We start from the raw sequence: 8,018 nt of genomic DNA on the forward strand, positions 1-8,018 counted from the left end.
GTCCTGAGCCAGGATCAAACTCTCCATAAAAGTGTTTGATATAGCTCAAAAATAATAATTCATTGACGAGATATTTACTATCTCTTTAATTCGCTTGGCTGTGTGTTCAGTTTTCAAAGAACAATCATATTACTCTATCGCTCGTCGGCGACTTAATTAATATATCATGTCTCTCTTGCAGTGTCAACAACATTTTTTTGAATGTTTTTTGACGTTTCTTCGGAGCGACAAATAATAATTTAACACGTAGGTAAATTAAAGTCAATAACATTTTATACAAAAAACCAATTCGTATTTTTAACAATACGAATTGGCTCAATACTAGTCTCTATGTTTCATTTGTGGGAATAGTAATACATCCCTAATTGATGGTGAATTAGTTAGTAGCATTACAAGTCGGTCTATCCCAATTCCTAATCCACCTGTAGGAGGCATACCGTATTCTAAAGCTTCCACGAAATCGTCATCCATCATATGCGCCTCATCATCACCTTGCGCTCGTTCTACTAATTGCGCTTCAAAACGCTCTCGTTGATCAATCGGATCATTTAGCTCTGTAAATGCATTAGCATGTTCTCTAGCAACAATAAATAATTCAAAACGATCAGTAAATCTCTCATCTTCAGGATTCTTCTTGGCTAAAGGCGAAATAGCAACCGGATGACCAAAGATGAATGTAGGCTGAATTAGCTTTTCTTCAACAAAATGCTCAAAGAACTCATTCACAACATGGCCATAGCTCATCGTATCTTTCACTGGAACGTTGTGTTCTTTTGCTAGTTGACGAGCTTCTTCATCCGTCATCTCTTTCCAGAAATCAACACCTGTATATTCTTTTATTGCATCTACCATATGGAGTCTTTTCCATTCAGGTTTTAAATCTACTTCATATTCACCATATTGAACAGTCGTAGTTCCAAGCACTTCTTGGGCAATATGAGCAATTAAGTTTTCAGTTAAAGCCATAATATCTTTATAGTCAGCATACGCTTCATAAAGTTCAATCATCGTAAACTCAGGATTATGTCTTGTTGAAACACCTTCGTTTCTAAACACTCGACCAATTTCATACACTTTTTCAAGACCACCAACAATCAAGCGTTTTAAATGGAGCTCAATTGCAATGCGCATAAATAATTCCATATCTAATGCATTGTGGTGAGTAATAAATGGTCTAGCAGAAGCTCCACCTGCAATAGAATGCATCATCGGTGTCTCTACTTCTAGATAACCTTGAGCATCTAGGTAGTTTCTCATTGACTTAAGAATTTTACTTCTAGTTACAAAAGTATTTCTAACATCTGGATTCATGATTAAATCAACGTAGCGTTGACGATATCTTTGTTCTACATCTTTTAATCCGTGGAATTTGTCCGGTAATGGTCGTAGTGACTTTGTTAGCAACTGAAAATCTTTTACTTTTACTGAAAGTTCTCCAACCTTCGTTTTAAAAGCTGTCCCTGTTACACCTACTATATCCCCAATGTCAATTCCATCAAAGATGTCATATTGTCCTTCACCAACGGCATCTTGTCTTACATAAATCTGAACTTGTCCAGTTAGATCTTGCAAATGGGCAAAACCGGCTTTTCCTTTTCCGCGCTTAGTCATAATACGACCAGCAATCGTCACTTCAACTTCTTTCGCTTCTAAATCTTCTTTTGTTACTTCTCCAAATTCAGCCTCCATTGTATTGGCTGTGTGAGAACGCTCAAATCTTTTTCCAAAAGGATCTAGACCTTCATTCAATAACGATTTCAGTTTTTCCCTACGGACTCGTAACTGATCATTTAATTCTAATTCATTTGACAATTATCTCATCTCCTATAAAGATTTATTAATAAAAGAATATATGTATAGAAAGTAATAGTAACTTGTATGTCCATTTCCTACTAAATGTATAATAGTTTATTTATAACTATAAGAAAACTGCCAGCTTCTTGCTGGCAGTTACTAATTACAGAGGTATTATAGGTTACATAGGAAAGATTGTCAAATTACTTCTACTGCTTCTCTCGCTTCCAATTCTTCTACAAAAGAATAAAGTACATGTTTAATCTCATCTCTTGAGTCGAATTGATTAATTTGGTCCTTTATTTTAGTAGCCCCTTTAATACCTTTTACATACCAAGCAACATGCTTTCTCATTTCACGAACAGCAACTCGCTCTCCTTTTAAGGCAATAAGGCGATCTAAATGAAGCATACAGACATCAAACTTCTCGCGCGGGGTAGGGTCTGCTGCTAACTCACCTGTTTCTAAATATTGAACTGTACGGTATAACATCCAAGGATTACCTAGAGCTGCTCTACCAATCATTACTCCGTCCGCACCGGTAGTTTCGAGCAGCCTTTTCGCATCTTGGGGTGTCTTTACATCTCCATTCCCTATAACGGGGATACCTACTGATTCCTTTACTTGTCTAATAATATCCCAATCTGCAGTTCCTTCGTACATTTGCACTCGAGTTCTACCATGAACCGCTACTGCTTTCCCACCAGCTCTTTCGACAGCTTGAGCATTTCGAACAGCGTAAATATGTTCTTCATCCCAACCCATGCGCATCTTTACTGTTACAGGTTTTTGGACTGCATCAACAACAGCCGCAACCATTTCATAGATTTTATTCGGATCAAGCAGCCATTTTGCCCCTGCATCACATTTCGTGATTTTAGGTACTGGACAGCCCATATTTATATCAATGATATCTGCATTCGTTTGTTGGTCGACTACCTTGGCAGCTTCCACTAAGGTTTGTCTGTCACCACCGAAAATTTGTAAGCTCAATGGCTTTTCTCGCTCATCAACAAAGAGCATCTGTAACGATTTTTCATTTTTTTGCAAAATAGCTTTATCACTAACCATTTCTGCACATACTAGCCCTGCACCGAATTCCTTGGCAATTAAACGGAAAGCCGGATTACAAACTCCAGCCATAGGCGCTAATACTACAGGGTTTTTCAGGGCAATGTCACCGACCCTTAACATGGTGCCACCTCCCGTATATTAATTTATTGAACTCAGATCTTCTTTTCTGACATTTAAAACTAAGGATATCTGGTTAATAAGATCTTCAGAGGGGACACGATTCCCACGTTCGATTTCTCCAAGAACAGATACAGATAAACCTAACTCTGAAGCAAGTTGTTCTTGAGTGTACCCCTTTAGCTTTCGAAACGCTCTAATTCTTCTTCCCCAAATGGACTCTTCCATAACCGAACACCTTCTTTATCTAATAATTCTTGATACACTTGCTCTATTGTTTTCCCCATAGATTGAAAGTAAAGACTTGGAGCAATTTCCTTTAAAGGAATAATAACAAATCCTCGATCAAACATTCTAGGGTGCGGAATATTTAATTCATCCATCTCAATATTTTCTTGATTATATAGCAAAATGTCAAGATCTAATGTTCGAGGACCCCAGCGAACATTAAATTCTCTTCCAGCTTTTTGTTGAATCTCTTGGGTAATTCTCAAAAGCTCAAGAGGTGTAAAAGATGTCTCTATTTCAATAACCATATTTAAAAAATCAGCTTGATCAATGAAACCAATTGGAGATGTTTCATAAATTGAAGAACAACTTTTTATGGAAACATTTACATGATCTTTTAAGCTCTTTACTCCGTATTGTAAAAATTTGTAGCGATCACCGATATTTGACCCTAAAGAAAGATAAACCTTATTTAGCTTCATTTCTATTCCTCACTATTTCAACAGCAACAGAGTGATAGTGACCAACAATCGGTGGATTTGGTTTAATTACTTTAACCGTACAGGCATTTACCAGTATGAAACGTTGCAAAATTTGCTTAGCGATTTCTTCAGCTACTGCCTCAACTAACTTGTATGGAGGACCTTCTACTACCATTTTCACCACATCAAAGATTTCTGCGTAATTTATCGTTTGGTTCAGATCATCTGTTCTTCCAGCTTCTTTAAGGTTAGTTTCGAGGATAACGTCAACTATATACCTTTGTCCTAATTTGGTCTCCTCCGAAAATACTCCATGGTATCCATAAAACTGCATTTGATTTAAATAAATTTTATCCATCAACTACTACCTTTCCCATTAATATATCCATCATTTGAGCTGATCGAGATATCTCTAGCACGTCATGTACTCTCATAATGTGACAACCCTTTGTAATGCCAAAGCAAACCGTAGCTTGGGTACCTTCAAGACGTTCTTTAGGTGGTAAGTCTAAAGCGGTACCTACAACTGATTTTCTTGAGGTTCCAAGCAATACTGGATAACCTAACTGAACAATCTTATCTAAGTTTTGCATAACCTCAATGTTTTGCTGATAATTTTTTGCAAAGCCGATGCCAGGGTCTAGAATAATCTTGTCGTCTTCTACCCCAGCTTGTTCACATAAAGAGATACTCTCTTTTAGGTCAGAAATTACATCTTCAAAAAATGACGTGTACCTACGATTGTCACGATTGTGCGTTAAGACAATCGGTAACTTATGTATAGCAGCTAAGTCCGCAATTTTCGGTTCTGCCTTTGCGCCCCAGACATCATTAATAATTGTAGCCCCTGCTTCAATGGCTCGTTTTGCCACTTCATATTTATACGTATCGATAGAAATAGGAATATCGACGACATTTGATACAGCTTGAATAATCGGTATTACTCGCCTTAACTCTTCTTCTTCACTTACCTTTTCAGCTCCTGGTCTTGTCGATTCGCCACCAATATCAATAATATCAGCACCTTCCTCTACCATTCTAATTGCCCTAGAAACTGCCAAGTCTAGATCAGTATATTTCCCACCATCGGAAAAGGAATCTGGAGTTATGTTTAGGATACCCATTATTAAAGTTTTTTTAGAAAAGTCTAATTCATGCATTCCAAATCTCAACTATATTAACCCCTTTCTAGCTCCTTTATCGTACGAACGTTCTGCTTTGTATATTTACTATAAATGTCTTGCAGAAATTTTGTTAAATTGTTTTCAGCAGTAAGTCTTTGATTGTCTACAACGGTGATAGCTACTACTTCTTGAATTGAATTGGTAACAAAGATTTCATCAGCTTCTAATAACTCATTTTTTTTATAAAAGCCTTCCCTACAAGAAATTTTATTTAACTTGAGTATACTCATGACAAATCTTCTTGTTATTCCGTTTAATATTCCTGTCTGTACTGAAGGTGTAAATACTTGTCCATTCTTCACCCAAAATAGGTTAGAAACAACACCTTCAGCTAGAAACCCTTCTTTTGTAAGAAAGATCCCTTCTGTATCAAATGCCGGAGCTTCTCTCTTCCCAAAAATATTATTAAGGTAATGGTGAGACTTATAACGTATCTCCCCTTCAGGTGTATTTCTTACTGTATTCAAAAGTACTGCTTTTTTTTCACGAGCCAAAGGTGCATTAAGCGGTTTCATAAATATAATCACGTTGGGCTTTACATACGCTTCAGTTTGTAAGCCAATTGGTGCTTCACCAGCAGAAATATTAAATCGAACATAAGCATCAGTAAGGTTATTCAATAATAAAAGCCGATTTAATATTTGTAAAATTTGCTCCTTGTCCATTGAGTAGTGTATGTTTAACTCCCGTAAACTACTAACTAATCGCTGAAAATGGTCATCCAAAAGAAATGGATGACCATTGTAAATCCGGAATGTTTCAAATACGCCTACCCCATATAAAAAACCATGGTCAAAAGGAGAAATTCTTGCCTCATTTTCTTCAATAAATTCTCCATTTATATATATAAACATTTATTACCTCGAGTATTTTTCAATAAAATTTTTTAATAACTTTTTTCCATCTGCCGTCATGATTGACTCTGGGTGAAATTGAACCCCCTCAATTGGAAGTTCTTTATGACGAAGGGCCATAATCTCCCCTTCTGCAGTCTCTGCAGTGATTTCTAGACAATCAGGAAGCGTTTCTCTTTTTACGATTAGTGAATGATACCTAGTAGCCGTAAGTGGTAAAGCGATATCTTCAAAAATCGTTTTCCCATCATGAGACATTTCAGATGTCTTCCCATGCATAAGTCGTTCTGCACGAACAACGTCTCCCCCAAACACCTGGGCAATGGATTGATGGCCTAGACATACGCCGAAGATCGGAATTTTCCCAGCAAAATATTTAATTGCCTCCATACTAATCCCAGCTTCATTAGGACTACATGGTCCTGGGGAGATCATTAAGTAGCTAGGATTTAACTCCTCAATTTCCTCAATAGTAATCTTGTCATTACGCTTAACTACAAGCTCTTGACCCATTTCACCTAAATACTGTACAAGGTTATACGTAAAAGAATCGTAATTATCAATCATTAAAATCATGTCGTTGCTCCTCCTCAGCTCTTCACTTTACTTTTCTCTTCTTCACTCAGCTCTTTTGCTTTCCATAGTGCCATGGCTTTCTTTAACGACTCTTTATATTCAGCTTCCGGATCTGAATCAATCACAATGCCAGCTCCGGCCTGAACATAAGCAAAGCCATTTTTTGCAACCAATGTGCGAATTGCGATATTTAATTCCATATTACCATTATACCCAATCCAACCGATAGAGCCAGTATAAACACCGCGACGAACCGGCTCAAGTTCCTCAATAATTTCCATCGTTCTTACCTTTGGGGCTCCAGTGATTGTCCCACCAGGGAAAGTCGCTTCGATTACATCATATACATCATATGTAGGGTCCAGTTTCCCTCGAACATTGGATACAATATGCATAACATGAGAGTACTTTTCGATCACCATTAATTCATTTACTTCCACAGTCCCAAACTGACTAACTCTTCCTAGGTCATTTCGCTCGAGGTCAACTAACATGACATGCTCTGCTTTTTCCTTTTCATTTTCTATTAAAGTACGCGCAAGCATTTCATCCTCAGCTGCATCTTTTCCTCGAGATCTTGTCCCAGCAATTGGACGTGTGCTAATATCTTCGCCCTGCTTCTTTACTAATAGCTCTGGAGAAGCACTGACTAGTTGAAATTCGGGTGTTTCAAAGTAAGACATGTAAGGTGAAGGATTGATCTCACGTAGCTTTTCATATATATGAAAAGGTTCTGTTTCTAATTTTTTTGTTTGTCTAACAGATAAATTCACTTGAAAAACATCACCATTTGCAATATAGTTTTGAACTTTTTTTACGGCAGTCATGAAATCTTCTTGAGATAAAGACGCATCCCAATAGTCAGTAAACTCAAGATTACTGTAGTCCCAGCTCTCTATTTTTGTTGGAGCAAACCACAATTTCTCTAACTCATCTAGTCGTTCTAGCGCTACTGTTTTTTTACCTTCTTCATAATGTGTAATTATCCAGAATAACTCTTCTTTATGATCCAATACAAATACGTCTTCAAACAAAAGGAAGTAAATATCTTCTGTCTCTAAGTCGTCTTGACTTACTTCAGGTAATTCTTCAAATTGTCTAACAAGGTCATAACTAATAAACCCGACAGCTCCACCCTGAAATTCGGGTAAATCATCATTAACCTCTGTTCGGTAAGTAGCCATCCACTCTTTCATCGAAGTCAACAAGGGGCCTTCTTTTACTTCTGCTTGGTCTTTCATTGTAATTGTTAATTTTTGATTTTTCCCTGATAGAATTGCCCAAGGATCAAGGCCTATTATACTGTATCTTCCACCTCGTCCACTTTCTAAGAGGGCATGGTGTTTTTTTGTTTTTGCAAGCTCTTTATATTTTGCAAACCAATCAAAGTCTGTTGCTTTTATCGATTTCCCAACGGAGAACCGTCGAATGGTTTGATTAGTAACAGTTTGTCCCAACTTAAGTTCACACTCCATAGACCATTTTTCTTAGTCTTTCTGTATTTTTATAACTTTATTTTATCACTAATGTTTCCCTTACTAAAAGACTCAACTTCTCCATATTAGAAAAAGCAGTCCTAAATTGAAGTGACCCCTAAAAGTTAGACACGGTTATTTTGTCAGGCAGCTTGCTCAAAATGAGTTCGGTATTGTACCGGACTCATTTTTAATTTTGCCTTCATCCGTTTCGTATTATAGTATTTCATATAC

The 8,018-nt window shown here is 37.1% G+C and carries 10 protein-coding genes; all 10 read right to left on the reverse strand.

Features of this window, described 5'->3' with window-relative positions:
* Positions 1–321: 321 nt before the first annotated feature.
* Complete coding sequence (gene lysS, locus DS745_RS10685; RefSeq protein WP_129078250.1) at positions 322–1,812, reverse strand: lysine--tRNA ligase; 1,491 nt, start codon at positions 1,810–1,812, stop codon at positions 322–324.
* A 180-nt stretch (positions 1,813–1,992) separates the two neighbouring features.
* Complete coding sequence (dusB, locus tag DS745_RS10690) at positions 1,993–2,988, reverse strand: tRNA dihydrouridine synthase DusB (protein ID WP_129078251.1); 996 nt, start codon at positions 2,986–2,988, stop codon at positions 1,993–1,995.
* A gap of 18 nt (positions 2,989–3,006) precedes the next feature.
* Positions 3,007–3,213 carry a helix-turn-helix domain-containing protein gene (locus DS745_RS10695; RefSeq protein ID WP_129078252.1) on the reverse strand — a complete coding sequence of 69 codons (207 nt, stop codon included), beginning with the start codon at positions 3,211–3,213 and terminating at the stop codon, positions 3,007–3,009.
* Entirely contained in the window at positions 3,165–3,695 is a 531-nt protein-coding gene (folK, locus tag DS745_RS10700; protein WP_129078253.1) for a 2-amino-4-hydroxy-6-hydroxymethyldihydropteridine diphosphokinase, read from the reverse strand. Before folK ends, DS745_RS10695 begins: the two co-directional genes overlap by 49 nt.
* Positions 3,682–4,053 (reverse strand): dihydroneopterin aldolase, encoded by a 372-nt coding sequence (gene folB, locus DS745_RS10705; RefSeq protein WP_129078254.1) that lies wholly within the window; start codon positions 4,051–4,053, stop codon positions 3,682–3,684. Before folB ends, folK begins: the two co-directional genes overlap by 14 nt.
* Positions 4,046–4,855, reverse strand: coding sequence for a dihydropteroate synthase (gene folP, locus DS745_RS10710; RefSeq protein WP_129078258.1), 810 nt, complete (start codon positions 4,853–4,855; stop codon positions 4,046–4,048). Before folP ends, folB begins: the two co-directional genes overlap by 8 nt.
* Positions 4,856–4,872: 17 nt before the next feature.
* Positions 4,873–5,733, reverse strand: coding sequence for an aminodeoxychorismate lyase (gene pabC, locus DS745_RS10715; protein WP_129078255.1), 861 nt, complete (start codon positions 5,731–5,733; stop codon positions 4,873–4,875).
* Positions 5,734–5,736: 3 nt separating this feature from the next.
* A complete protein-coding gene (gene pabA, locus DS745_RS10720; RefSeq protein ID WP_129078256.1) occupies positions 5,737–6,309 on the reverse strand; it encodes an aminodeoxychorismate/anthranilate synthase component II in 573 nt (190 codons plus the stop codon).
* A 14-nt stretch (positions 6,310–6,323) separates the two neighbouring features.
* Positions 6,324–7,766, reverse strand: coding sequence for an aminodeoxychorismate synthase, component I (gene pabB, locus DS745_RS10725; RefSeq protein WP_421721815.1), 1,443 nt, complete (start codon positions 7,764–7,766; stop codon positions 6,324–6,326).
* Between the two features lie 161 nt (positions 7,767–7,927).
* Positions 7,928–8,018: IS3 family transposase (locus DS745_RS10730; protein WP_153188173.1), on the reverse strand; the 91-nt coding region annotated here is incomplete at its 5' end.

Source organism: Anaerobacillus alkaliphilus (genome assembly GCF_004116265.1).
Classification (GTDB): domain Bacteria; phylum Bacillota; class Bacilli; order Bacillales; family Anaerobacillaceae; genus Anaerobacillus; species Anaerobacillus alkaliphilus.

Excerpts from the sequence above, each read along its gene's own strand:
- dusB (WP_129078251.1), bottom strand. The coding sequence starts at position 2,988 with ATGTTAAGGGTCGGTGACATTGCCCTGAAAAACCCTGTAGTATTAGCG.
- DS745_RS10695 (WP_129078252.1), bottom strand. The coding sequence starts at position 3,213 with ATGGAAGAGTCCATTTGGGGAAGAAGAATTAGAGCGTTTCGAAAGCTA.
- folK (WP_129078253.1), bottom strand. The coding sequence starts at position 3,695 with ATGAAGCTAAATAAGGTTTATCTTTCTTTAGGGTCAAATATCGGTGAT.
- folB (WP_129078254.1), bottom strand. The coding sequence starts at position 4,053 with ATGGATAAAATTTATTTAAATCAAATGCAGTTTTATGGATACCATGGA.
- folP (WP_129078258.1), bottom strand. The coding sequence starts at position 4,855 with ATGCATGAATTAGACTTTTCTAAAAAAACTTTAATAATGGGTATCCTA.
- pabC (WP_129078255.1), bottom strand. The coding sequence starts at position 5,733 with ATGTTTATATATATAAATGGAGAATTTATTGAAGAAAATGAGGCAAGA.
- pabA (WP_129078256.1), bottom strand. The coding sequence starts at position 6,309 with ATGATTTTAATGATTGATAATTACGATTCTTTTACGTATAACCTTGTA.